The sequence below is a fragment of the Bradyrhizobium sp. S3.2.6 genome (genome assembly GCF_040546885.1).
Classification (GTDB): domain Bacteria; phylum Pseudomonadota; class Alphaproteobacteria; order Rhizobiales; family Xanthobacteraceae; genus Bradyrhizobium; species Bradyrhizobium cytisi.
In genome coordinates, this window is the sequence record NZ_JBEPOS010000013.1 from 1 (window position 1) to 24,989 (window position 24,989).

Sequence of the window (24,989 nt, forward strand, 5' to 3'; positions counted from 1 at the left end):
GGACCGGCGTGCAAGAATTTGGTTCCGATGCGGTTGTCCAGGCCAATGCCGCGCGCGACCTCCTGGACGTTGGCGCCGACCTTTTCCGAGAGATCGGCGATCTCGTTGATGAAGGTGATCTTGGTCGCGAGGAACGCATTGGCAGCGTATTTGATCATCTCCGCGGTACGGCGTTCCGTGAACATCAACGGCGCCTGGTTCAGCGACAGCGGACGATAGATGTCGCCCATCACCTTGCGGCCGCGCTCGTCGGAGGTGCCGACCACGACGCGATCGGGGAACTTGAAGTCGCGGATCGCGGCGCCCTCGCGCAGGAACTCAGGATTGGAGGCGACGACAACGTCGGCTAGCGGATTGGCCTCGCGGATGATGCGCTCGACCTCGTCACCGGTGCCGACCGGCACGGTCGACTTGGTCACCACGACGGTGAAGCCGGACAGCGACTGCGCGATCTCTTTCGCGGCGGCGTAGACGTAGGAGAGATCGGCATGACCGTCGCCGCGACGCGAGGGGGTGCCGACCGCGATGAACACGGCATCGGCATCCGCAACCGGCTTCGACAGGTCGGTGGTGAAGTCGAGCCGCTTGGCCTTCACGTTGGTCGCGACCAGCTCGTCGAGGCCCGGCTCATAGATCGGGATCTCGCCGCGATGAAGCGCCGCGATCTTCTTCTCGTCCTTGTCGACGCAGGTGACGTCGTGACCGAAATCCGCAAAGCAGGCTCCGGACACCAGTCCCACATACCCCGTGCCGATCATCGCAATTCGCATGAGAAACTCTTTCCGTTGACGACGGATGCTCCACTGAACACCCTAGACCATTTCTCTATCCGGCCGCACGCCCAACATTAGGGCAGGCTGCTTTGCGCAGCCGAACAAACCTTAGCCGTCGCCGCCCGGGTATTTTCTTGTGTCCTGCCGTCGCTTCGGCGATCACACGCCGTGGTACTTTCGATACCATTCGACGAAACGCGCGAGGCCTTCCGCGATTGGCGTCGACGGCGCGAAACCGACGTCGCGCTGGAGGGCGGAAATGTCGGCGCGCGTCTCCAGGACGTCGCCGGCCTGCATCGGCAGCAGCTTGCGGATCGCAGGCTTGCCGATGATCCTCTCGAGCGTCTCGACGAACTCGAGCAGCTTGACCGACCTGTTGTTGCCGATGTTGTAGACGCGGTACGGCGCATAGCTCGACGAATTTTCAGGCCGCTCCGCGTTCCACGCGGGATTCGGAGCTGCGGGCCGATCGAGGGTGCGGATCACGCCCTCGACGATGTCGTCGACATAGGTGAAGTCGCGCCACATGTCGCCATTATTGAAAATCTTGATCGGCTCATTCGCGAAGATCGCGCGCGTGAACAGATAAGCGGCCATGTCGGGCCGCCCCCACGGACCGTAGACGGTGAAGAAGCGAAGACCGGTCACCGGCAACTTGTGAACATGCGCAAAGGTGTGCGCCATCAGCTCGTTGGCCTTCTTGCTCGCGGCGTAGAGGCTGACCGGGTGGTTGACCGATTGCTCGGTCGAATACGGCAGGGTGCGATTGGCGCCATAGACCGAGCTCGACGAGGCGTAGACGAGATGCGCCAGACCATGGCGCCGGCCGGCCTCGAGCACGGTGACGAAGCCGTCACAATTGGCACGGATGCTGGTGATGGGATCGTCGATCGAGGCACGGACGCCCGGCTGCGCTGCAAGGTGGACAACCCGATCGGGCGCGACTTCATCGAATACGCGGATCACCGCGGCAAAATCGGCAAGGTCGATCTCGTGGAAACTGAAGCCGGGAAGGTGCTTGAGCTTTTCGAGGCGCGCGCGCTTCAGCGCCGGATCGTAATACGGCGTGAACGCATCGATACCAACGACCTGCTCGCCACGCGCCAACAGCCGTTCACAAACGTGCATTCCGATAAAGCCGGCAGCGCCGGTCACGATCACTGGTCGCAAAGTTGTCATCTCGTTCATTCCGCGAATGCAATGCCAGACCAGGACATGAGAGGCAAGGTTTTGACGATGACGACATCATCGAGTCAGGCTTGTCGTCCATGTAAGCGCATCGAATTGTGTAGGAAACATGATGGCATCATGCATCCACGCATGCTATCCGGCTGCGAGCATACTCGGACGATAGCGCTGCATGTGCTAGAGATCATATCGACCGTCCATTCCGCGCGGATGCCCAGTCTTGAGGCATTGTTCGCGCAAGACACGCGCAAAGAAAAAGATCGGCTTTGAAACTTTCCATCAACGGCAGGTTCCTGACACAATCGCTGACAGGCGTGCAACGCTATGCCGCCGAGATCGTCAAAGCGATGGACCGCCTGCTCACGAGCGGCAAGGCGGCACCGCAACTCCTGGATGCGGAGTGGCAGATTCTGGTGCCGCCGGATGCACAGGCGCTCGCCGGTCTTGGCCGCATCAAGTTCAAGCAGGTCGGAACTTTGCGCGGGCACGCATGGGACCAGATCGATCTGGCGCGCGCGGCCGCCGGCACGCGTCTCGTCAGCCTCGCCAATTCCGGTCCGGTGCTCCACCGCGACCATCTTGTCGTCATTCACGATGCACAAGTGTTCAAACGGCCGGACTTCTTCAGCTGGCGATACCTCGTCTTGCATCGATCGCTCGGCTATTTGCTGGCACGCACCGCAACCATTGCAACGGTTTCGGCGTTTTCACGCAACGAACTTGCCGACGCGCTCTCGCTGGATCCCGCATCGATCCCGATCGTTCCAAACAGTGCGGAGCACTTCGCCTCGGTCGCGCCCGATTTCTCGATCATCGAGTCCCTGCGCCTCGAACCCTACCGCTTCTTCCTCTTTGTCGGCTCGATGACGAAGAACAAGAATGTCGACACAGCCATTCGTGCGGCCGAGCGGCTCGGCCGTCCGGATTTCCCGCTGGTCGTGGTCGGAGGCGACAACAGCAAGGTCTTCGGCGGCGGCGCGACCGAGTCGAAAGCCGGAATCGTCATCGCCGGCCGCCTCAAGGACGAGGAAGTCGCCGCGCTCTTCGCCCGGGCTGCAGCTTTCGTGTTTCCGAGTCTGTACGAGGGCTTCGGCATCCCTCCCCTGGAGGCGATGTACTTCGCCTGCCCGGTCATTGCGAGTTCCGCGGAAGCCGTTCGCGAGACCTGCGCTGACGCCGCCGTCTACTTCGACCCGCTCAACCCCGGCGAGTTGTCGGCACGGATGCACGAAAGAATTGATCTCGGCAGGATTTCGCCGGCGGAACAAGAGAAGCAGCGGGAGCGGCTCGCGACATATTCGTGGACCAAATCGGCCGCCGCCATGCTCGATGTGCTCGCCAAATCGGCTCCGCAGGCCGCATCCCGCGGAGCGGCACCATGACTCGGCCCAAATATTGCTGCTTGGAGACGGTACACATGGTCTCTGCGAGACAAGGAAGGATCGACCGTTGTCCAGCGGCCTGAAGGTTCTGCATGTCGCCGAGACGGTGAGAGGCGGCATCGCAACCTACCTCAACGAGCTTCATCCGCATCAGAGCGCGAGCTTCGGACGCGGGAACGTCAGCTATGTCGTTCCGTCCGACCATCGCGGCGACCTGGTCAACATCGAGGATGAGGCCGTCACCACCTTCCCGCGCGACGGCCGCAACGCTGTCGGCCTGTTTGCCATGTTGTCCGCGACCATGCGCGCGGTCCGCCAGCAGCAGCCGGACATCATTCACCTGCATTCGTCATTCGCCGGGCTCGTGGTGCGGCCGGTGCTGTGGCTGGCCTACCGGCGCTCTCGCATCGTCTATTGTCCGCACGGATGGGCCTTCGGCCGCGAGACGGGCCGTCTCAGCCGCGCCGTCACCGAGTTCACCGAACTTGTGCTGTCGAAGCTGACCCATCGCATCGTCTGCATCTCGGAGAGCGAGCGGGTCGACGCCAGGCGGGCCGGAATTGCGGCAAAACGCCTCGTCCTCGTGCACAACGGGATTTCCAAGCAGCGCCCCACGCTCGATACGCGCGCAGCACCGTGGCGGTCGGAGAAGATCAAGGTCCTGTTCATCGGACGCCTCGACCGCCAGAAGGGATATGATCTCCTGATCGAGGCGGCCCGCGCGCTCGGAGCCACGCTGGATGTGCGCCTCATCGGCGCCTCGGTCGTCAGCAAATTCCGGAGAAGCGATCTGCCCTCCAACGTTACGCTGCTGGGCTGGATGGACCGCAACCAGATCGAGGCCGAACTGGATCAGGCCGACATGGTGGCGATTCCGTCGCGCTGGGAAGCATTCGGCCTCGTTGCCATCGAGGCGATGCGCGCGGCCAAGCCGATCATCGCATTCCGCATCGGCGCCCTGCCGGAAATCGTCGAGGACGGCGCCACCGGCGTGCTGTGCGACGAAGTCTCGCCCGAAAAGCTGATTGAAGGATTCAAGCGCGCCACCAGGCTCGATCTGCCTGCGGTCGGCCGGGCCGGATATGAGCGCTTCACCCGCCTCTACGACATCGAGCAGACCCATCGCAACCTGAGCGCGGTCTATGCCGACGTCCTGCAATTGGGCGAGAGCGAGACCGGCGAGGCAAAGCTGCAGTCCGACTTCTCGAACAATCTGCGACCGTAGGGACCTGTCGATCAGGCCATCCGGTGGACGTCGCCCTGCGCCAGGTCGGCATCGATGACGCGTTGATCGGAGAACGACCACGCGATCGCGAACATGACGGCCATCGCACAAATGAGAAAGCCGGCTGCGAGCAGCCCGGTTTGCAACATTGTCTTCGCCTTCCCTTTTGTTTGGCCGATACCTAGCCGGATCGGGATTAGGAAGACCTTACGGACGCCAGCGTGACGCCAGCTTCCAAATCTAAGCGTTAACGGAGGCGGAATCCCGTTACTGAAATATCGACGCAGTATCCGTGCAGGATTTCTGCAACGCAGGGTACGCCGAGGTCCGAATCCGACACTTGAACTTTACGGCGATGTCGCTTCGCGGCGAGGCTGTCGGATGCACGCGGGCCGACGTCAGCACCGCTCACAAGAGCGGCATCTGCCTTAATCATGACATCGATCTGACACTCGTATGGCCTCGCTGCGAACTGCATCAAAAAGAGCGTATTCCGCACAATTTTTGGACAGAAATTTGCTCGTGTATCACGGTTCACAAGTGGCAATAAGGTCACAGCCATAAGTGCTTTACCATAAACACGAAGAGGCAGCAGTGACTCAGTAGCTGGACAGTTGCTACGGTGATTCAGATTTTAGGTGCGTACGAGGGAACGACATTGGCTAAGACCGAACAGGCTCATTTGGATTTCGGAATTGGCCGGATTCTGGCTGTCGCTACGATCAGCATCTCGTTGACCGGCTGCGCGGGCTTCATTCCCCTAGACGCTCCCGATGCCGTATCCACGCAAAAAAATGCCGCGCTGGTCACCGAGCCGACCGCGCCGCTCGCCTATGCCCTGCTGCCGGCCAATCCGGCCGTGCTGCGGGCGACCAACGGGTTTACGGACAGCGCCGGACTGCTGTTCTCCCGCCTCCCCGGCGGCAATTATCGCGACGTCACCATCGGCGTCGGCGACATCGTCACCGTGACAGTCTACGAAGCGCAGGCGGGCGGCCTGTTCATTCCGCGAGAAGCCAGCGTGCGGCCGGGCAATTTCGTCGACATCCCGCGCCAGCAGGTCGACCAGTCCGGCAACATCAACATCCCCTACGCCGGATCGATCAAGGTCTCCGGCCTGACGCCGCGCGCCGTCTCGAACATCATCCGCGAACGCCTCAAGGATCGCGCCATCGATCCGCAGGCGGTCGTGAGCGTCGCGGAACAGCGCGGCAACCAGATCAGCGTGCTCGGCGAAGTCAATTCGCCGCAGCGCTTCCCGGTCGACCCGGGCGGCATCCGCCTGATGGGCGCGATCGCGCGCGCCGGCGGCCCAAAATATCCGTCCTACGAGAGCACGATCACGATCAAGCGCGAAGGACGCACCTACAACGAGTCGATGTCATCGGTCGTGCATCATCCCAGCGAGGACGTGCTGCTGGCTCCTGGCGACGTCGTCTTCCTCACCCGTATTCCGAGGGTGTACATGGCGTTCGGCTCGACGCCGTCGCCGGGTTCGATCGGCGGCACCAACAACCGCCGCTTCACCTTCGAGAACGACAACATGTCGCTTGCCGAGGCGCTCGCGAAGGCCGGCGGTCTCGATGGTTCTCGGGCCGATTCCAAGTCCATCTACGTCTATCGTTTCGAGCCGAAGCCGCTGCTCCAGCAGATCGGTGTCGACGTGTCGCAGTTCCCGACCGCGACCGTCCCGGCCGTCTACAAGTTCGACATGAGCAAGCCTGACGGCTGGTTCCAGGCCGATACGTTCAGGATGCGCGATCACGACGTGGTCTCGGTCGCTGAATCGCCATCGACCGAATTCATCAAGGTCATGGCCCCGCTGGACGCAGCTTCAACGAACGCGTCGAACATCTCCAGCGTCGTGGTCAACTCCAAATAACGGCCACAAGTAGCGGCCACGCTCGAGACTCTCTCTTGCCCGGATCTCGCCACGCGCGAGGTCCGGGCAGGATGTCATGGCCCGCTTCTTGAATATGGTGTGACTATTTCGGCCTCATTCCGACGTGATCGTTCACGCCGTTTTGGGCTCGAATGCGATTGCAGAGCCAGCTATTGCGTGGCAAGCGAGGTGCGCTCCCATCTACGATCAACGCATGAGGCGATCGTTGAAGATACTTATCGTGAACACCCTCTATCCTCCCGACATCATGGGTGGAGCCGAGGTATCGGTATCGCTGCTCGCAGAAGCCTTCATGCGCAACGGCCACCAGGTCGCCGTCGTCTGCCTGCAGCAGGCGGGCGACGTGTCGGTCGGGGATCGCAACGGCATCCGCACCTACCGGGTGCAGATCGACAATACATACTGGCCGTTCGGACAGACGCGGAAGCCGCCGCGGCTCGACCGACTGCGATGGCATCTGCGGGATACCTGGAACAGGCGAGCAGCCAAGCGCTTTGGCGCGATCCTCGACACCGAGAAGCCGGACGTCGTCCACACCAACAATCTGACCGGATTCTCCGTGTCGCTGTGGGCGGAGGCCAAGCGCCGCAACATCCGCGTCGTCCATACGCTGCGCGACTACTCGCTCATCTGCAAACGGTCGACGCTGTTCAGCAAGGGCGACACGTGCAAGCAGCGCTGCCTGGCATGCAAGACGATGACCATGCCATATCTCTACGCCTCGCGCATGGTTGATGCGGTGGTCTCCAACAGCCAGTATGTGCTGGAGCGGCACCTGAAACCCGGCTTCTTCCCAGGCGTACCTCACAAGGTGATCTACAATATCGCGGACGCCAGCGCGGGACTTGCCCCGCCGTCTCCGGACGCCGACCTGAGTTTCGGCTTTATCGGCCGGATTGAGCCCGAAAAAGGCATCGATGTCGTCCTTAAAGCAGTCTCCCTGCTCCCCGATTCGGGCTGGCAACTCAAAATCGCCGGAAAGGGCCTTGAAGCTTACGTGAGAGAGCTGAAGGGACGGTATGATAATCCGAGGATCAAATGGCTTGGCTTCGTAAGGTCCGCGGAATTTTACTCCGCCGTGGATGTTTGCCTAATTAGCTCGGTTTGGCCGGAGCCGTTGCCGCGTACACTGATAGAAAGCATCAATGCCGGACGTGCGACCATTTGCTCTACCGCCGGCGGAATACCAGAAATCTCTCATTTCTCGACGACACTCGGCTCGTACGAGCCAAGTGACTTCCACAAGCTCGCCGAACTGATGAAGCAGGCCATCAGCGAAGCGCCGAAATGGAAGCAGACTTTTCCGCCTCGGCCTGACTTTGCAGACAGCTTCACACCGGAAGCCGTCACCGGACAATATCTCGACGTCTATTTAGAAGGCAGCTCGAACACCGATGGAGAAAGATGAGAAGGGCTCTCGGGGTTCGTTCACAGATGATTATTGGATGAGATCCTTCCCATGAGGATATTGATCACATCGTCACTGTACCCGACACCGGGCGCACCGAAGGTGGTCGGCGGGGCCGAGATATTCGTGCGCCGCGTTGCCGACGGCCTTCTGAAGAATGGCGATGAAGTCGAAGTCGTTCGCGCCGCCTCGCTTCCTGAGCAGGCGATGGAGACAAGCAACGGCATCGACGTGTATTCGGCGCCGGTCAAGAACATCTACCGGCCCTTCACCGGACAGCGAAGCGCGCCTGCGCGCGGATTGTGGCACGCGACGGAGGACTGGCGTCAAAGCGCCGAACTTGTTGCCGACAGGATCAAGGCATTCAAGCCCGACGTGCTGCACTCGAACAACCTCTCGGGCCTCACCACGGCGGTATGGAAGACGGCGGCCGAGCTCAATGTGCCGGTGCTCCACACATTGCACGACTACTACCTCACCTGCCCGCGGTGCTCGCGCTTCTCGAAGGGGAAGGCCTGCGAGCATACCTGCATGAGCTGCAGGCTGCTGACCATCAACCGCCGAAGCGCAACCAGATATCTGCGCGGCGTCGTCGGCGTGAGCCAGCGCATCCTCGACATCCATCTGGAGGCGGGCCTGTTCGCCGATACGCAGCTGCGCAAGATCATCCCCCACGCATCGACGGTACCGGTCTCCGCGCCTTCGAAGTATTCCGCGGGTCCCGTCCTGACCCTCGGATTCATCGGCCGTGTGACCGAAGAAAAAGGCATCTACAATCTCGTCAAGGCGTTGGCCTATCTTCCCCATGACCGGGTGCGCCTTGTCATCGCGGGTGTCGCAGAGGCGGAGATGCAGGACGAGCTCAGGACCTTGGCGCCGAAGGCGAGCATCGAATTTCTCGGCTTCGTCGAGCCCGAGACGTTCTACAGCCAGATCGACGTCGTCGTGATTCCGCCGATCTGGGAGGAGCCGGGTCCGCTCGTCGTCGCCGACGCCCAAGCGGCGCGAAAGCCTTTCCTCGGGACGCAATTCGGGGGGATTCCCGAGGCCGTGAGGCGCGGTGCCGTCGGCTGGTTGACCGCGCCCGACCCGAAGTCGCTCGCGGACAGCATTCTGCGCATCATGTCGAATCCCGAGGAGCTGGCGGCGATGGTCGACGAGCTCGCCGAGAAGAACGACCATCGGACATTCACCGACGTCATCGCCGAATATCGCGACGCCTTCGAGCTCCTGAGCCGGCACAAGCAATAGCCCATGACCCGTCTGTTCGCGCTTGTCGGGGTCGTCTACCAGAGTGCGGCGGCGATCATCCTCATCTTTCTGCTCGGCCGTATCCTCTCGCCGCTCGCTTACGCCAATTTCTCCCTCACGCTCGCCTCCAGTCAGCTGCTCAGCGTGCTGATGTTCGAATGGCTGCAATTGGCCGGCGTGCGCTTTCTGGCCGCCGCCGTGCAGGACGACGCCGCGCGACTGAGATCTTCCCTGTTCGGCGCCGCGCTCGCCAGCGCGCTCGCACTTCTGGCGATCGGGGGCCTCGCCGTTTCGATCGCGACTCCGATCGCCACGAGCATAGGCTTGGTCGGCCTTGCACTGGCCGTAGCCCAGGGCGCGACCGATCTCCACTTCATGGTCGTCCGCGTCTCGCACCGGCTTGGCGCAGCCGCGTTTCTCCTCATTCTGAGGGCCACGCTGATGGTGGGCGGCGCGACGGCCGGCGCGTGGCTCCACGGCACGGCGCACGCGGCGCTGCTCGGCATGCTGGGCGCCCAAATCGCCAGCCTGATCGCCGGGCAGTTGCTGCATCCCCACAAACTTCAGAAAGTGACGCGTCCGGCCCTGCTGGAGGATTGGAGCGGCTTCGCTCGCTACGGGATGCTCGCCGCCGGCGCCTCGGTGCTCCACCTCTCCGTCCCGGTCTCGATACGCTTCGTCGTCGTTTCAGCGCTGGGTGCGAGCGCTCCCGCGGTCACCGCGGGCTTCTCGATGGCGATCGACCTGCTGCAGCGGCCGTTTGCAGTGCTGGTCGCGGCCATCCACACCGTCAACTATCCCGAAGTCGTCCATCAATACGAGCGCGGCAGTGCCGGCGACTCCCGCGCCGCCGTCGCGCATCTCCTCGATTTCATCATCTGCGCCACGTTGGTGATGCTTGGAGGCCTGATCGGCTTTCTGCCGGACGCGGGACAATTGTTCGTCCCCGCGCCCATCCTGGCAAGCTTTCTCCAGACCTCGGCGGCCGCAGCCGGCTTCTATTTCATGCACTGCCATCTGCAATCCACGCTCGCGATCGCACCCCATTTGACGAAGTCCGCCACGCGCCTCGTCGTCGTCGCCCTGTGCCAATTGTTGCTCGTCCTGGCGGTGGCGGTGCCGACGCAGGCGATCACAGGAGCGCCGACCTATGTCCTGGTCGGTGCGATCGTCGCAACTGCGATCGTCATCGTGCTCGCGGCGGGACCAATGGTGCGGTTCGGCGCAGCGCCGCGATGGGGGCTGCTGGCGACATCCATCGCAGGCGCCGCCTTCATCGGCGCATTTTCGGCCGTGCCCTCGGCGTCCGCGATTGCGCTGGTTGCGAAGATTGCGGCCGCAACCGCCATCGTCGCACTCCTCGCGTGGAAGGGGCGCTTCCTCGAGGCTGCCGGCGCATCCCGATCGGATGTGTAACGACGGCGTGACGCCGCGATGCTGCCCAGAATGAAAAATGGCCTGCCCAACAACTTGGCAATGCCTGCTGCCCGATTGCTTGTCTTGCCAGTTGTGCATGTGCGAGATAAACGCGCGGGTGCAGGGCTGGGCCGTATGGAACCTGAGTGGGCGTCATCCCGTGGCGCCCGGAGATCGACGTAATGCTGAAAAATCTGCTGTCGATGTCCGGCATGAACGTTCTCAAATCCGGCCTGCAGTTCGCGATGACCGTCATGATGACGTATTTCGCCGCACCGGCCGAATTCGGTCTCGTCACCTTTTCACTGCCGTTCGTCGGATTCATCGCGCTGTTAACCGATCTGGGCATGTCGAGCGCCATGGTGCAGCGGCCGACGCTGGATCGGGACGACGCGGGTGCCGCGATCACGCTGATCTGCGCCATCGGCTTGCTCTGCGCCGTGATCCTGGCGGTCATCTCCGCGCCTCTCGCTGCCGGTCTCGAGATGGAGGGATTGGGAAGCGTGCTCGCCACGCTGTCGATTTCGGTGGTGCTCTCCATTGCCGCTCTCGGCCCGCGTGCCGTGCTCGAACGGCACCTGCGCTACCAGGTCGTGGCGAGCGTCGAGATCATCGCCGTCATCGTGTCGGTGCTCACATGCGTTCTGGGCGCCTTCCTGGGCTGGGGCGTCTGGGCGCTGGTCGCCTACTATGTCGTCGTCCAGATCGTTCGCGCCGCGGCCTTCGCCATCATCGCGCGAAAGGATGTACAGCTCAACTTTCAATGGGGCCGCGTGCGCTCGATCCTGACCTTCGGCGGCTGGGTGCTGGCGAGCAATCTTCTCAACTTTGCCGGTCGCGCGGTTGGCAACGTCCTGATCGGCGGTGCCGTGGGCGCGGCCGCCGTCGGTCTGTACGGTCTGGCTTACCAGATCATGATCCTTCCGCTGATGGTGATCACCTGGCCTGGCAGCGGCGTGCTCATGGCGACACTCAGCCGCCAGGCCGCAAAAGGATCGCTGCAGGAGCGCAACGAGATCATTTGCGGCGTGCTGTCGCTGACGGCCGCCGCGGTCTTTCCCGGCATGCTCTATCTCACGTTCGGCGCCGACTATCTTTTCACCGCGTTCTTTCCGGCCAAGTGGACCGGCATCATTCCGCTGGTCGGGCTGATGTCGATTGCCGGCGCAGCGCAGTCGATCACTGCTTATAGCGGCGCCATGCTGCTGTCGCGGGGCAAGGCTCAGCTGCAATTCTGGGTTTCGACCGCGAACAGCATCTCGACCATCGTGGCGTTCGTCATCGGCCTGAGATTTGGGCTCATCGGGATCATCAAGATCTATCTTGTGGTGACGCTCATCGTGTCCGTCGCCACGATGCTGATCACCTGCTGGGAAACCAGGCTGCCGGTGCTCGATCTGGTCAAGGCGCTCGCGCCCGCAACGGTCGCCACGACGCTCGGCCTCGTTGCCGCAAATCGCGTCATGGAGATGGCCGCCACGCCGAAGTCAGCCTGGCTGCTTGGCACGACCGCATACGTCCTGACGATCGCGATCAGCTACCTGCTGTTTCATCGCCAGCTGGCACGAAGCCTGCTCGGCCTGCGCGATCTCGAACTGAACAAGGAGCGCGTCGCTGCCATCTAGCCATCCGCTCGATGGCCGCGCGCGCGAACGGCCTGGAACCCTTCACACCATCGGACAAACCTGCAAGACTTCGACGAGCCATCGACAGCATTGCCGCAACGTCTCGCGCCGGACCGCGAGGGATTGATGAGATGACATCGAAAGGACCCATGAATATCCTGATCATGACGGCGACCATCACGCCGAAAGCCGACGTGCGAAGCCTCGGCCGGAAAGATCCCGCCCTCCGCCGCAAGGACTATGAGGATGCGCTCTGGTTCTACGGCCGGCTGGTCGGCCAGTGCATCGACCAGATCGTCTTCGTCGAGAACTCGGAATCCGACTTGTCCAGTCTCCAGGCCATCGCCGAGCAGTTGAACATCGCCGACAAGATCGAGTTCATTTCCTTTCCGGGGCTCGACTATCCCCAGATGTACGGCCGCGGCTACGGCGAGTTGTTCCTGCTCGACCACGCGATGGCGAATTCGCGCTTCATCAGGGAATGCGATGCCAACACCCCGATCTGGAAGGTCACCGGCCGCTACATCGTCCTGAATCTCGCCAAGCTGATCCGGAAGACCCCGAAAGGGTTCGCTTTCTACTGCAACATGCGGAACTACCCCAAGAGGGTGGTCGACATGTACATGATGGCGTGGACCACTGCGGGTTATCGCCAATATCTCCAGGGCAGATGCAAGCTCTACGAGGACTCTCCCGCTGCCGCGTTTCCCGAAAAGGCGCTGCGCGACGATTTCGAGGCGGCGCCGAAAACGTCAAAATTCGTTCCACGGTTCCGGACGGTGCCGCTCGTCAGCGGCATCCGCGGCCTCGACAACAAGGGATATGCAACCGACAACATCTGGAAGTTCTACATCCGGGTCGCACTGGACACCGTTTGCCCGTGGCTCTGGATCTAGGCCGAATGTTGCCATTGACGCGGCTCTTGGGCGCGGCTCCTGGACGCGGCTCTTGGGTGCGGCTCTTGCCGCGCCTACATTCCTCGCTTGGTCAGCTCCTCCGCCTCGTGCGGCGCCAGGTTCTTTCCTGCAAACCGTGACAGCATATAGAGCGGGACCTTCGGTGTGTTGAGGTCGTACATCAGGCCGAAGCGGTTTTCCGGCGGCGCCTTCTTCGGCTCATCGAACAACTCGTAGATCAGCACGCTCTCGACGTTGGCATCGACCTGATTGGCGATGAAGCTCAACGTGGCGTGCAGGCTCTTGTAGCACGCCTCGGTGAGGGGTTTGCCGGCTTCGTTCTCATAGGCCGGCTTGTAGATCTCCGCGCAATTGACCTCATTGAAGACGACCGGCTTGCCATACGTCGCGAGCTTCTTGAACAGATTGTAGGGCTGCCTGCTGCCGCCCCAGGCGCGGTTTGGATTCTGATTCAGGGATTCATAATAGTGGTAGGAGATGACGTCGAATCCGACACCCTTCGACGCCATGAAATCGAGGAACCCGAACATCGTCGAGGTGGTGTTGAGCACGCGCCGCAAATGCAGCCCGTGCTCGCGATTGATCTTGTCGATCGCATCCGACATGCCTTTGAGGATCGCGACCCAGTCATTCATGACCGGCATGTCGAATTCCTCGGCGGTCCAGCCGCGGCCGTAGAGCTTCTTGCCGGCGGGATCCAGCGCCAGAAGGTTGATCTCGTTGCCCATCTCCCAGTCCTTGATCTGATCCTTGAAATTGATCACGAAGGTGTAGGTTCTCGAATAGGCCTGCTGATACAGCGCATTCCAGTCGCCGGCCGGATACTTGCCGCCATCGGTGCGATCCCCCCAGGCAAACGGGGTCGCCAATATCGGCTTGAGCGTGATGCCGTAGGTCTTGGCCAGCGCCAGCATGTCCCGGTACATCTGGACCTCGTAGGGATCGGTGTCCCGCGCGAGATTTGCACTGACCCTATACTGCGTGAGCCCGCGGGCTCGCATGACCTCGAAGATCGCCTTCAGGTCTGCGCGCCGTCCGTCCGGGCCGTCGACCCCCCAGGTGAGCGGACCTGCACCGGCATTCTCGACGGATGCCACCAGACCGAGTGCCAGCAACAGCGCGGCCAGAACCACTCTCTTCATTGCCAGGAACATTGCGCCTCCGTGCGCCCGAGACACTGCATGCATCCGTTTCCGATCCATCATCACCTGCATCTGCGCGACCGACCTTCACAATATGATCACAATAGACTCTCACCGGCAAAGCGCCGCCGCTGCCGGAGCGAACGACACGTTTGCACGCTTTTGTGGCGAAAATTGCCGGAGGAATTGCCGTTCCAATTCGACTGAGTATCTATAATGTCGCCCGGATGGAACGACTTAACGCCAAGCGAGAGTAAATTGTCGAACGCTCCCCTCGAATCGAAGCCGCAGATCGTCCTCAATCGCTCGACCGAAGCGGGGCGCTCGGTCGCATGTGTGATCGTGACTTACGGGCGACGCGAGCAGCTGGTGCGGCGAACCGTTGCCGCCGTTCAGGCCAGCCCCGCGGTCAAACGTGTGATCGTGGTCGACAATGGATGCAACCGGCCGGTGATGCTTGACGATTTCGCAACCAAGCCCCCCGTCGATGTCATCAGGCTCGCCTCAAATCTGGGATCGGCCGGCGGCTTTCACGCCGGCATCACCGCCGCCCAGCGGCTCGATGACGACGATTTGGGGTTCGTCCTCATTCTGGACGACGATAATGTCGGCGAGGACGGCTTCCTGGACCGCTTGCTCGCGCTGCATACGGCACTTGGCGCGACGGACGATATCGGGCTGTGCGCATTGCGCAGGCATCGGGGCATCTATCCGACGTTGCTCGCCGATCAGAATGCCGTGGCCATCCGCGCCAACTCGTTCCTGAACTTTCATCTCGCCTCGCTTCCGTCGAAACTGTGGCGGCGGTTGGCGCGTTCCGCGCGGCGAGTTCCGGAGAATTACGGAGGGTTTCATCTGCGCCGGATCGAGACCGCTCCGTATGGCGGGCTCCTGCTGCCGATTGCCGCGGTTCGGAAGGTCTCGCCTCCGAACAAGGAGTTCGTCCTCTATAGTGACGACCACGACTACTCGCTGCGCCTGATGGACGCCGGCGTTGCCATCTATCTGACCGATGTCGGTTGCATCAACGACGCGGAAGAATCCTGGGACACGAAGCCGAGCACCAGCGCGCGAAGCGCGCTCGTCAGCCCCGACGCGCCGGCGTGGCGGCTCTATTATGCCTGCCGGAACCGGATCTTGATTGAGAAACGGTATACGACCTCCCCGATTGTCTATCGTATCAACCGAACGAGCTACGTCGGCCTGCTCGCGATCGAGGCCATCCTGGCTTATCGAAATCTTAATGCCGCCAGAAAGGCACTTCGTCCGCTGCTCGAAGCCATCGCCGACGGCGATGCCCAGCGACTCGGTTGGCGAACCGAGTATCAATTGCCCGGCGCATCACCATCGAGCACCACGTCCGCGCGTTAGCGCGCGACGAATCATTTTCGTTTGCGCAAACGATTCGATTCACGTCGCTCTCATGGAACATTCCGTAGAACAACGGGCCAATAGTGAATCGCAATTGGGCAATCGCGGCGAGTTCCCGTGCGGAACAAGCAGTGTCGCGCAATGTGCTGAAAATACTTGCAGTTCGTCCCGCGAAAAGCCGCGGATACCTACATCTTTAGCCTTCTTTCTAACGTCACTGACAAACTCTGCCGCTACGCATGAAGCAACACAGCGTGCATCACCAGAGTGACTCATGACGACCATCACCAGCAGCGATCAAACTGTTCTCTCGGCAAGCGCATTCACAAGTTCAATCGGCGTCAACACGCACGTCTCATATGCGTGGGGCAGCTACAACAATCTCGCACTCGTCGAAGCCGACCTCAAATATCTCGGCGTCACCACGCTTCGTGACAGCTTGACGAATATCCCGGGAGCACAGCCGGTGCTCGACGGTTTGGCGAACGCTGGATACAAGTTCGATCTCGGCGTTTCATCGTCGGTCCCGGCAGCGGGCGCAGCCGGCCTGCAGCAATATATCAACGCGCTCGACGCGTTCGAGGCGGCACACCCGGGCAGCGTTATCGCGCTCGAAGGCCTGAACGAGGCCAATCTCCAGGCGTTCAGCTACAACGGCAGCTCGACGATCCAGGCGGCCGCGCAATTTCAGCAGGCGCTCTACACCGCGATCAAGGCCGACGCGAACCTTTCGAAGCTTCCGGTCTACAATCTGACCCTCGCCTACGACGACCCCAACGATTTCGCCAAGCTCGGCAATCTCGGCTCGTCCTCGGACTACGCCAACTCACACGCCTATGTCAGCACCGGCACCACGCCGGGGGCCGCACTGGCAGCGGCGTTGAATCTCGCGAGCTCCGTGTCTCCCGGCGATCCCTCGGTGATCACGGAAACCGGCTACTCCACGTTGAGCACCACGCCGTATCTCGGCGTGAACGAGGCGGTTCAGGCGAAGTCGATCCTCAACACCTTGATGGACGCCTTCAAGGACGGTGTCGGCACGACTTATCTCTACGAACTGCTCGACCGCAATTCGTCGAGCAGCAATACCGATCCGCAGAGCCATTTCGGACTGTTCTATGACGACGGCACGCCCAAGCTGGCTGCCACCGCGGTCCATAACCTGACGACGATCCTCAACGACGACGGAAGCGGCAGCGGCCAGCCGACCAGCCCGCTGAGCTATACGCTCAGCAACATGCCGGAGTCCGGCAACAGCCTGGTGCTCGGCAAGAGCAACGGCGCCTACGATCTGGTCGTCTGGGCCGAGCCGAAGGTCTGGGATCCGTACACCAAGACCGAGATCAGCAATCCGAGCCAGACCGTCACGGTTCAGCTCGACGGCGTGCACCAGTCCATCAAGGTCTACGATCCGACCGGCGGAACCGACCCGATCGAGACCTTCGCCAATGTCAGCTCATTCACGATTCCAGTGAGCGACCATCCCATCATCATCGAGATCGACGGCGTGGCTCGATCGGCGTCGAATCCTTCCCAGGCGGCCGACGTCACCGGCACCGCCGCCACGATCGTCGCGGAGCTCGCCGATCTCTCCGCATCCACGACCCTGCAGTCGATCACGCTGACGGACACCCACGTGCTCGCCGTCGCGTCGGTGTCGACGATGAACTACATCATCTCGCACTACGGAAACGCGCTCGCGGCGATCCAGGGCGGCTACTCGTTCTCCGTCACAACCTCCACGACGGCCTGGAGTGAAACGAAGTTCTTCAACGCGTCCGGCACGCAGACGGGGACGCAGACGTCGAACTTCTCTAACGGCGTCATCACCAGCAAATCGCTCGTCAACGTTGACGGGAGCAGCGACACGATCCTGTACGCGGCCGGCGTCAAGACGCAGGAAGCGATCGTCAGCGCAAATGGCGCGAAGCAGACCATCAACTACAATTCGGACGGCAGCATCTCGAGCGAAACGGTTGTCGGCTCCGACAAGACGGTCACGACCACCATTTACGCTAATGGATTGAAATCCAAGGTCTATGTGACCAATGCCGATGGAACGCACACCAACACGTTCTACGGCGTCACCGGCCAGGCCTACGCAACCCAGATTCTGACGACAAAGGCCGACGGAACGGTCACGTCGATCACCGACCTGCACGCCGACGGTACGACCCAGTACACGAAGGTGGTCAACGCCGACGGCAGCACCACCACCGGCCTCTACAACGCCGCCGGCCAGCAGACGTCGGAAGTACGCAACTATGCCGACGGCTCGAGCCTGACGACGAACTACAACACCTCGGGCGTCGTGACCCAGACCATCGCCAAGGCTGCCAACGGCGCCACGACCACGACCAACCTCAGCGCCGGCGTGCAGACGTCGATCTACATTACCAACGCCGACGGCACCAAGGAAACCAAGCTGTTCGCGGCCGGCGTGATCGCAAGCGATTTCGTCCAGAATACTGACGGATCGTCGACGACGACGGTCTATGCCAACGGCGTCAAATCCAAGGTGTATGTCACCAACGCCGACGGCACCCATACCAACACATTCTACAACATCACCGGCCAAGCCTACACGACGCAGATCCAGACCACCAAGGCCGACGGAACGGTGACCGCTCTCACTCAGCTGCACGCCGACGGCACGACGCAGTATACCAAGGTCCTGAACGCGGACGGCAGCGCCACCACCGGCCTCTACAACACCGCCGGCCAGAAGATCACGGAGGTGCGCAACTACGCTGACGGATCGAGCCTCACGACGACCTACAATACTTCAGGCGTCGCAACACAGACCGTGTCCAAGGCAACCGACGGCACCACCACGACCACGAACCTCAGCGCCGGCGTCCAGACCTCGATCTACATCACCAGCGCCGACGGCACCAAGGAAACCAAGCTGTTCGCTGCCGGCGCGATCGCCAGCGATCTCGTTCAGAAGACCGACGGGTCGTCGACCATGACGGTGTTCGCCAGCGGCGTGAAATCGAAGGTGTATGTCACCAACGCCGACGGCACCCACACCAACACCTTCTACAACATCACCGGCCAAGCCTATACGACCGAGATTCAGAAGATCAAGGCCGACGGCACCATCACGGCGATCACCGACCTCCACGCAGACGGCACCCTGCAGTACAGCAAGGTCGTCAACTCCGACGGCAGCGTTACCACCGACCAGTATGACAGTGCCGGTCACAAGACGACCGAGGTCCTGAACAGCACTGACGGCTCGACGCTGACGTCCACCTACGATACCGCAGGAAACGTCACGCAGACGGTGGCGAAGGACAGCGGCAACGCCACGACGACCAACTACAGCAGCGGCGTCAAGACGTCGGTCTACATCACCAACGCCGACGGCTCGAAGGAGTCCGACCTCTACACGGCCGGCCACCTGACCAGCACGCTGATCCAGAAGACCGACGGCTCGTCGTCGACGACGGTCTACAGCAACGACATCAAGACCGCGACCTACGAAACCCATGCCGACGGCACGCACACCAACACTGCTTACAATGTGACCGGCAAGGCCTACACGACCGAGATCCAGCAGAGCAAGGCGGACGGCACCATCACGTCGATCACCGACCTGCACGCCGACGGCACCCTGCAATACACCAAGGTCGTCAATTCGGACGGCAGCATCACGACGGATCTGTACGACTCGACCGGTCACAAGGCGACCGAGGTGCAGAACTACACCGACGGCTCGACCCTGTCGTCCACCTACGATACGACCGGCAGCGTGACCCAGACGGTGGCGAAGGCGTCCGGCAATACCACGACGACCAACTTCAGCAGCGGCGTGAAGACGTCGGTCTACATCACCAATGCCGACGGCTCGAAGGACACCCAGACCTATTCGAGCGGCAAGATTGCCAGCGACTACGTCCAGAACACCGACGGCTCGAACGCGACGACCGTTTACACGGACGGCGTCAAGGCAAAGATGTACGTCAACAACGCCGACGGGTCGCACGACAATTTCTACTTCAACGCGACCAACACGGAGCACGACTCCTACAACACGGCTGGCAATTTGGCCTATGTCGACATCCTGAACTCGGACGGCACGCACAATTCGTCGGCCAAGGTCGCGGGCATCACGCTTGCCGGCAGCGCCGGAAACGACACCTTTGCTGCGGCCGGCGTCGGATCGACCACGATCTCGTTCAGCGGCGGCAACGACACGGTGAACGGCTTCCACGCCGGTTCGGCAACCGGTCACGACACGGTCGCGATCGCCAAGCTGATGGCCACAGACTACAGCCATCTCCAGCTCAGCCAGTCCGGTGCCGATACCGTGATCCACGTCACCGCGAACGACACCATCCTGCTGAAGAGCGTCGTCGCCGCGAACGTGACCAGCAACGACTTCCTGTTCGTCTGAGCGAGCCGGAATTGCGTGCGGCGGGCCTCGGCCTCGCCGCACGCAACCCGGGATCGGCGGCACGCCCGCATGTGGCCGCCTTATCGCTGCGGCATTGCCTCATCCATCATCATCGCGCCAAAAATCAGGATTTGACCGATCGCGGATGCGATCGGTAAAATCGAGCACCAGCGCGGCATTGAGGCGACATTGACCGACATCGAGGGTGCACGCTCCCCCAAGGGCGGGATCGTACCGGGAATTCAATACCTGCGCGGTTTTGCAGCCATTCTGGTGGTGATCTGGCACGTCAACTGGCTGGTCAGCCTGCCGCCGTCTTACGGCGAGAGCCCGTTTGCGCTCGCCGAAACCGGGCTGTTCGGCGTCGCGATCTTCTTCGTCATCAGCGGCTTTATCATCACGATTGTTTCATTCGGCCCGATCCGCAACACGCGCGCGGAATTCTTCGCCCGGCGCTTCGTGCGCATCATTCCCTTCATGTGGGTCTGCGTGATCGGATACAACCTGCTGTCGATGGCCGGCACGGCAAGGATCGATCTTCTGCCCGGCCTGCGAGCCATGGCGCTGTGGCCGATCGGAGAGCTGCGGCCCCACGTGGTCTGGACGCTCAGGCATGAGTTCATTTTCTACATCCTGTTCGCGATCACCATGTTGCGGCCGCGCCCTCTTTCATATGTGCTCGCCGCCTGGTTCCTTGCGCCGCTGGCGTGGCACGCGACGTCTCACCTGCTGGCGTGGCCGGAACTGCTGCAGCCGGAGAGTTCGGGGCTCGCGCTTGCGACCGTGGTTGGTTACGGCAACATCATGATGCCAAACCTCCAGTTCGGCATGGGGTTTGCGCTGGGTCTGCTGTGGCTGAAGGGGAATCCCCTCGTGCAAAGTCGATTCCCGGCGGCGTTCCTGCTCACACTCGCTGCGACCATCCTGGCAACCGCTCTTGTCGGGGCGACACTGTCGGAAGACAACGGCCTCCGCGCCCTGTGGTGGACGCTGTTCGCGACAATCGTCGTCTGGCTGGGCGTCGTCTCGACCGAGAAGCCGGGGCCGCTGCATTCCCTCGGCATGCTGCTCGGCGACGCCTCCTATTCAATCTATCTCACCCACGCCGCGACCGCGGTCGTGCTGATTCAGATATCCGCGCGTCTCCACAATCCATTGCCGTCCGCGCTGTTCGTCATGACAGCCGTGGTCGCATCGGTCCTCGCCGGGATCCTGATTCATTGGTATGTCGAGCAACCGCTCATTGCCTATTGCCGCAGGCTCGGACGCCGCCGTTCGATTATCGCATAGCGGCGATCGATCGGGCGAACGCCGCAATTCGATGCTATGCCAAGCTTATGCCAAGGCGGCCTCACGGCCATGAATTGGCTTCAACTCCGTGGCATCCGCTGATGCCGCCAAAACAGGCGCACGAAAGGCTGACGAGAATGTCGCAACCGGATCGAGACGCAGAGCTCGCGACCGTTTCGTTGCCGGGCGCACTCGGCCGCGAGCGCCCCGCCGCTCCGACGCGCCTCTGGCGGCTGCCGGACACCATCCAGACTGGCCTGGCGCGGCAGGAGACCGCGGAAAGCATTCTGGCGAGGAACAAGGGTCTCGGACCGGGCTTCAACATGATGCGGCACCTGCTGTCGCTGGTCATCCTGTCGCATCATTGCAGAGTCGCTGTCGCCGGCCTGTTCGCCGGGGCCGCCTTCGTCAAAAAGCTCGATGAACCGGGAATGGCCGTCTACGTCCTCAGGGATCCCGGCGCCGCCGCCTTTGACAAGATGGGAGGACTGACCGCGCTGTCCTTCAGCCACCTCCATGCGTCCGAGATCGTCCAGGAACTGCTCCGACCCGGGCTGATCGCGCTCGTCGGGATGTTCTTCGCGCTGAGCGGCTTCCTGGTCACCGGCAGCGCCATCAAGAACCCGGATCTCAAGACGTTCTTCGTCAACCGCGTGTTGCGGATCATCCCGGCGCTCAGCGTCGAGGTGACGCTCTGCGCGCTCGTGGTCGGGCCGCTGCTGACGCAATTGCCGCTGTCGCAATATCTGTCCGAGTACCAGTTCTACCGCTATTTCGGCAACATCGTCGGTCACGTCACGTTCGAGCTGCCGGGCCTGTTCCTGCACAATCCCTGGCCGGAGATGGTCAATGCCAATCTCTGGACCCTGCCCTGGGAGCTCTGGTGCTACGTCTTCGCCTTCGCGCTCCTGCTTGCGCGCATGATCTCCGGTGAGGCTCGAAAGATCCGCTGGATCACGCTTCTGGTGGGCGCAGCGCTCCTCGCCGAGCTGGTCGCTTACTTCGTCGATTCCGTGACCTTCAACGTCCGGTCCGATTCGACGAGGTTGGCCGGCTGGTACCTCGTCTTCATGTTCTTCTTCGGCATGGTGTTCCGCCTGCACGCGAAATACGTGCCGATCCACTGGGCGATCTTTGCTGCGTCGGCGCTCTGCTACGCGGCGATCATGTGGCTCAACGTCCTGCTGCCGCTTGCCGGGATCTTCCTGACCTATTGCACGGTCTATATCGGCATGCAGAGCTTCAAGGCATTCGATCGATTGTTCAGCCAGGATCTCTCCTACGGCATCTACCTCTACGGCTTCCCGATCACGCAGGCGACGATCGACATCTTCCAGCGCGTGCTGGGGCCGGATCACCGCCTCTCGCTGACGATGATCCTGCCGATTGTCATCGTGCTGACGCTCGGCTTTGCGGCTTTCTCCTGGAACTTCATCGAAAAGCCGGCGCTGCGGCTGCGCCGGTTCTACCAGAGGCCGGCCTAACGCGATCAGGCCGCCGGGCTCTGGGCCATTTTCCGCGCGAAGATGTGCCGGAGCGTCCCGTCGATGATCCGGCGCAAGCGTACTTCAATGATCTCGTAGCTGAGCGCGCTCGCGATCAAGGCGAGCGCGAGCCCGAAAATCACGAACCCGCTCCACAGTAGCCAGCGATCGACGCCGCGATCGACCAGCTTCAATCCGATGACCTGCAACGGAAACAGCACGAAGGGGTGAACGAGATAGAGGCTGTAGCTGATCTTGCCCATATATTGCAGCGGCGCCAAACTCAACAAGCCGGCCATCCCCGATCCCGTCGCTAGCACCATTCCGAACAGCAGAAAGCCCGGGATCAGCGCAGCAAACGGATGCAGCACGTCGAGTGCGGCATACATGGCGGCAAAACAAGTGAGCCCGGCCATGACGCCCACTGCCCCCGTAATCCGAAAGCGCAAATTGCTCGCGCTGAACAGCATGCCAATCACGAAGAAGGCGGTAATCGGCCATTGCAGGATGCAGAGGAACCCGAGAAGGATCAGTGGCGCCGCAAGCCACCAGCTCTTCAGCCGTATCACGGCACCGAAGCACAACGCGAACAGGAAATAGAAGGCCCATTCGTAGGTCAGCGTCCAGGCGTTTTGCTGGGCGATCGGAAGCCCGATCGCGTCCTGCACGAAGAACAGGTTGGCGAAGAAGACCTGGAGGTAGGTCGGCAGATCGATGCCCCGGAAGAACTTGTATCCAACGATGGGGCCGGCCACGAACAAAGCCAAATGCAGCACGACGAACACCGGCATGATGCGCAGGATGCGATCATACATGAACTTTCCGATTGACCCGTGCCGCACCAGACTGGCGGGGATCAGAAAGCCGCTGATCATGAAGAACAGCTCGACACCATGCCCGCCGGAGTTGATCACCGATTGCAGCCACGGCCAGATCGGCGGCAGAAAACCGGGATCGGGGATGTCGTAGACGCCTCCCTTCGGCATGTCGCAAAAATGGTCGATCAGCACACTCAACGCGGCGACGCCGCGAAGCCCCTGAACGGACGGAACAAAGCCGCCGCCGGTCTCGGCATAGGACGTCGCGTGCGCCGGCGCCGTCACTCTGCCCCCTGGCTTCGCAAGGAGGGCTGGAGCGGAACGGAAGCAAAGGCCCGAGGCGATCTGAACCGATGGCCGAAGTTGATACAGGGCTTTTCGACAGCCAGATAGGTCACCCAGCTGACGAGGATCGAAGCTGCGACCACGGCGCCTGTAAACAGGAGCCACTGCAGGGGACCATTGCCGACGCCAAAGAAGTAGAAGATCACGATCATGGCAATCGATCCCATCAGATAGATCGAAAAACTGATCGTTCCGACGAACGACATGAAGCTCCAAGCAGCCTTTTCGCCAAGAGCTGCGAAGCTAATGAACACGAAGGCTGCCAGAATGTAGGCGGCCCCCATTCCGTAGGCGCAGAAGAAATTCTCCTGGTAGTCGACGCCGTAACGCCTGTACGCAACGCCCGCAGCGAAGATCACGTACAAGACGGCGCAGATCCCGACGTGACGCCAATTGAGCTTGCCTTCCATGACGGCGTCGCGGATCACCTTGCCGAAGAACATCGCGGTCAAGTCAAGGGCTAGTTCGAGCACGCCCCACGCAGCATGAATCTTGACGACCGGGAAAGCGATGATGCCGACGACGCACGTCGCGATGACAATCTGGAACGCAGTCAGGCGGCGTGTGAGAAAGCCGGTCGCGAACAAGAAAATACAGGTGATGTAGAAGATCAGCTCCACCGCCAGAGTCCAATAGGCGATCCGGATGTTGGGAACGCCCATGAACATCTGAAACATGGTCGCGTTGGCCGCGACGTGCGACAGCGGGAAGCTTTTTCCCTCGACGACCGGGGAGAGAACCAACAAGACGACGAGCGACAGCCAGTACGCCGGATAAAGGCGGAAGAAGCGACTGATGGCGAAATCCCGAACCGGCGCGGCGCTGTTCGGAAAGCTGTAGGGGATCACGAAGCCGCTGACGAAGAAGAACAGCACGACGCCAAAGCGGCCGAAATTGAAATACTCTCCGAGCGCATAGTGAAACGCCCAATAGTAGCTTCCGGTCGGCTGGTTGAGCACAATCTGCTCCAGCGCGTGCTGTAGCACGACCGACAGCACGGCGATGCCGCGAAGCGTGTCAACGAATGCCAATCGTTTATGCATCACAAT

The 24,989-nt window shown here is 61.5% G+C and carries 18 protein-coding genes; 12 read left to right on the plus strand and 6 right to left on the minus strand.

Going from position 1 to position 24,989, the window contains the following annotated elements:
• Positions 1-770 (minus strand): UDP-glucose dehydrogenase family protein (locus tag ABID58_RS22075; protein WP_354034591.1); only part of this gene is annotated, 770 nt, incomplete at its 3' end.
• Positions 771-932: 162 nt separating this feature from the next.
• The gene (locus ABID58_RS22080) at positions 933-1,952 is read right to left on the minus strand and encodes an NAD-dependent epimerase (protein ID WP_354034593.1); all 1,020 of its coding nucleotides are present in this window, start codon (positions 1,950-1,952) and stop codon (positions 933-935) included.
• A gap of 275 nt (positions 1,953-2,227) precedes the next feature.
• Here ABID58_RS22080 and ABID58_RS22085 point away from each other — a divergent pair, with 275 nt between their 5' ends.
• Positions 2,228-3,343: a glycosyltransferase family 4 protein gene (locus ABID58_RS22085; RefSeq protein ID WP_354034595.1), complete on the plus strand. Its 1,116-nt coding sequence runs from the start codon at positions 2,228-2,230 to the stop codon at positions 3,341-3,343.
• A gap of 67 nt (positions 3,344-3,410) precedes the next feature.
• A complete protein-coding gene (locus ABID58_RS22090) occupies positions 3,411-4,568 on the plus strand; it encodes a glycosyltransferase (RefSeq protein ID WP_354034597.1) in 1,158 nt (385 codons plus the stop codon).
• Positions 4,569-4,579: 11 nt separating this feature from the next.
• On the opposite strand, the gene ABID58_RS22095 is transcribed toward ABID58_RS22090, so the two are convergent.
• A complete protein-coding gene (locus ABID58_RS22095; RefSeq protein WP_354034599.1) occupies positions 4,580-4,717 on the minus strand; it encodes a hypothetical protein in 138 nt (45 codons plus the stop codon).
• Positions 4,718-5,226: 509 nt separating this feature from the next.
• Between ABID58_RS22095 and ABID58_RS22100 the strand changes: the two genes are divergently transcribed.
• From ABID58_RS22100 to ABID58_RS22125, 6 genes are all read left to right on the plus strand, one after another.
• The gene (locus ABID58_RS22100; protein WP_354034601.1) at positions 5,227-6,450 is read left to right on the plus strand and encodes a polysaccharide biosynthesis/export family protein; all 1,224 of its coding nucleotides are present in this window, start codon (positions 5,227-5,229) and stop codon (positions 6,448-6,450) included.
• Positions 6,451-6,691: 241 nt separating this feature from the next.
• On the plus strand, positions 6,692-7,879 hold the full coding sequence (locus ABID58_RS22105) for a glycosyltransferase family 4 protein (RefSeq protein WP_354034603.1): 1,188 nt from the start codon (positions 6,692-6,694) through the stop codon (positions 7,877-7,879).
• Positions 7,880-7,930: 51 nt separating this feature from the next.
• Complete coding sequence (locus ABID58_RS22110; protein ID WP_354034605.1) at positions 7,931-9,130, plus strand: glycosyltransferase family 4 protein; 1,200 nt, start codon at positions 7,931-7,933, stop codon at positions 9,128-9,130.
• Between the two features lie 3 nt (positions 9,131-9,133).
• Positions 9,134-10,546, plus strand: a complete 1,413-nt coding sequence (locus ABID58_RS22115; RefSeq protein WP_354034607.1) for a polysaccharide biosynthesis protein — start codon at positions 9,134-9,136, stop codon at positions 10,544-10,546.
• A gap of 182 nt (positions 10,547-10,728) precedes the next feature.
• Complete coding sequence (locus ABID58_RS22120; protein WP_354034609.1) at positions 10,729-12,171, plus strand: oligosaccharide flippase family protein; 1,443 nt, start codon at positions 10,729-10,731, stop codon at positions 12,169-12,171.
• 149 nt (positions 12,172-12,320) lie between these two features.
• The gene (locus ABID58_RS22125) at positions 12,321-13,067 is read left to right on the plus strand and encodes a hypothetical protein (RefSeq protein WP_354034611.1); all 747 of its coding nucleotides are present in this window, start codon (positions 12,321-12,323) and stop codon (positions 13,065-13,067) included.
• Between the two features lie 74 nt (positions 13,068-13,141).
• Here the strand turns inward: ABID58_RS22125 and ABID58_RS22130 are convergent, their stop codons facing one another.
• On the minus strand, positions 13,142-14,242 hold the full coding sequence (locus ABID58_RS22130; protein ID WP_354034613.1) for a glycosyl hydrolase 53 family protein: 1,101 nt from the start codon (positions 14,240-14,242) through the stop codon (positions 13,142-13,144).
• Between the two features lie 246 nt (positions 14,243-14,488).
• Between ABID58_RS22130 and ABID58_RS22135 the strand changes: the two genes are divergently transcribed.
• The 4 genes from ABID58_RS22135 (at position 14,489) to ABID58_RS22150 (ending at position 22,777) form a co-directional block, all read left to right on the plus strand.
• Positions 14,489-15,601, plus strand: a complete 1,113-nt coding sequence (locus tag ABID58_RS22135) for a glycosyltransferase (protein ID WP_354034615.1) — start codon at positions 14,489-14,491, stop codon at positions 15,599-15,601.
• Positions 15,602-15,875: 274 nt separating this feature from the next.
• A complete protein-coding gene (locus ABID58_RS22140) occupies positions 15,876-20,003 on the plus strand; it encodes a beta strand repeat-containing protein (protein WP_354034617.1) in 4,128 nt (1,375 codons plus the stop codon).
• Positions 20,004-20,192: 189 nt separating this feature from the next.
• Positions 20,193-21,293 carry an acyltransferase family protein gene (locus ABID58_RS22145; RefSeq protein ID WP_354034619.1) on the plus strand — a complete coding sequence of 367 codons (1,101 nt, stop codon included), beginning with the start codon at positions 20,193-20,195 and terminating at the stop codon, positions 21,291-21,293.
• A 137-nt stretch (positions 21,294-21,430) separates the two neighbouring features.
• Positions 21,431-22,777, plus strand: a complete 1,347-nt coding sequence (locus ABID58_RS22150; protein ID WP_354034621.1) for an acyltransferase family protein — start codon at positions 21,431-21,433, stop codon at positions 22,775-22,777.
• Positions 22,778-22,782: 5 nt separating this feature from the next.
• Here the strand turns inward: ABID58_RS22150 and ABID58_RS22155 are convergent, their stop codons facing one another.
• Together ABID58_RS22155 and ABID58_RS22160 are read right to left on the minus strand one after the other, a co-directional pair.
• Positions 22,783-23,880: an acyltransferase family protein gene (locus ABID58_RS22155; protein ID WP_354034623.1), complete on the minus strand. Its 1,098-nt coding sequence runs from the start codon at positions 23,878-23,880 to the stop codon at positions 22,783-22,785.
• On the minus strand, positions 23,877-24,983 hold the full coding sequence (locus ABID58_RS22160) for an acyltransferase family protein (RefSeq protein ID WP_354034625.1): 1,107 nt from the start codon (positions 24,981-24,983) through the stop codon (positions 23,877-23,879). The genes ABID58_RS22155 and ABID58_RS22160 overlap by 4 nt, the downstream gene beginning before the upstream one ends.
• Between the last annotated feature and the right edge of the window lie 6 nt (positions 24,984-24,989).

What these genes read in the sequence shown, in the direction of transcription:
- ABID58_RS22080 (WP_354034593.1), bottom strand. Translation starts at nt 1,952, where the DNA reads ATGACAACTTTGCGACCAGTGATCGTGACCGGCGCTGCCGGCTTTATC.
- ABID58_RS22095 (WP_354034599.1), bottom strand. Translation starts at nt 4,717, where the DNA reads ATGTTGCAAACCGGGCTGCTCGCAGCCGGCTTTCTCATTTGTGCGATG.
- ABID58_RS22110 (WP_354034605.1), top strand. Translation starts at nt 7,931, where the DNA reads ATGAGGATATTGATCACATCGTCACTGTACCCGACACCGGGCGCACCG.
- ABID58_RS22115 (WP_354034607.1), top strand. Translation starts at nt 9,134, where the DNA reads ATGACCCGTCTGTTCGCGCTTGTCGGGGTCGTCTACCAGAGTGCGGCG.
- ABID58_RS22120 (WP_354034609.1), top strand. Translation starts at nt 10,729, where the DNA reads ATGCTGAAAAATCTGCTGTCGATGTCCGGCATGAACGTTCTCAAATCC.
- ABID58_RS22125 (WP_354034611.1), top strand. Translation starts at nt 12,321, where the DNA reads ATGAATATCCTGATCATGACGGCGACCATCACGCCGAAAGCCGACGTG.
- ABID58_RS22130 (WP_354034613.1), bottom strand. Translation starts at nt 14,242, where the DNA reads ATGTTCCTGGCAATGAAGAGAGTGGTTCTGGCCGCGCTGTTGCTGGCA.
- ABID58_RS22140 (WP_354034617.1), top strand. Translation starts at nt 15,876, where the DNA reads ATGACGACCATCACCAGCAGCGATCAAACTGTTCTCTCGGCAAGCGCA.
- ABID58_RS22150 (WP_354034621.1), top strand. Translation starts at nt 21,431, where the DNA reads ATGTCGCAACCGGATCGAGACGCAGAGCTCGCGACCGTTTCGTTGCCG.
- ABID58_RS22160 (WP_354034625.1), bottom strand. Translation starts at nt 24,983, where the DNA reads ATGCATAAACGATTGGCATTCGTTGACACGCTTCGCGGCATCGCCGTG.